The sequence below is a fragment of the Enterobacter sp. 22466 genome, from assembly GCF_052044775.1.
In the GTDB taxonomy this organism is placed as follows: Bacteria; Pseudomonadota; Gammaproteobacteria; order Enterobacterales; family Enterobacteriaceae; genus Enterobacter; species Enterobacter dissolvens.
The window spans coordinates 1-826 of record NZ_JBQENX010000040.1 but is presented as its reverse complement, the minus strand read 5'-3'; the positions used below and the strand labels follow the sequence as shown (position 1 = coordinate 826).

The window sequence follows — 826 nt, the reverse complement described above, 5'->3', positions numbered from 1 at the left end:
GGCTCCTTCACGCCGGTATTCAGCAACGCCTGTGCCTGCCAGAAACGCCCGTTCACTTCTTCACGCATCTCTGTCACGCGGATACAGCGTTCGTCAAACCCCTCATCCCGCAGGATTTTTGTCACCGCATGACAGGCATTCTGCGCCAGGTTTTCCGTACCTGACTGCCGGTTAAGCAGATATATTCCCGCGAGCGACAGGGCAGTACACAACAACCAGACCTGCATCAGTCGCCAGGGTTTACCCTGCATCTGGTCACGCTGACGGAGATACACCACCGGGAACCAGAACCAGATAAAGGACGGTGGCGTAATGCCCTGTTTCATCAGGTTAGTACGGTCCAGCAACACCCAGACCAGGGCAACAACCATATAAACGGTCAGTGCGAGGGGCTGAGGAAAATTCAGGAACAGCACAATCCAGAGGAGTGGAAGGACAACCGCCAGGCACCAGGCGAACAGGTCGGGGCGTACAAACGGATATGATTTCATGGTTTTGCCTCCCGATGAGTCGTACAGGAGGGCAGGATGCAGACAAAGTGAATCATAAAATATTCCTTTATAAACAATTAATTAAATATAAGCAGTGGCAGGGTTATCTTCACATGCAGCACAGATCGTACTGGCTTATCAGAAGGTGGGATAATTGTTAATTCAGATCGATATGCGTAAACTGATCGTTGATATCTATCAATAAAAACGATCGATATTTATTTATTGATAGTTTGTGGCTATTTAAGTGGCATAATTCGATCGTCGAAACAGATCGAAACGGCAGTGACTGGCACAGAAAATCAGAACAGAAAACGCCAGACGGCACGGATAAC

At 48.7% G+C, this 826-nt stretch carries 1 protein-coding gene; it reads right to left on the bottom strand.

Annotated elements, in window-relative coordinates:
- Positions 1–491, bottom strand: a 491-nt coding sequence (locus ACTJJI_RS26195; RefSeq protein ID WP_440656307.1) for a hypothetical protein, incomplete at its 3' end; no start/stop codon positions are given.
- Between the last annotated feature and the right edge of the window lie 335 nt (positions 492–826).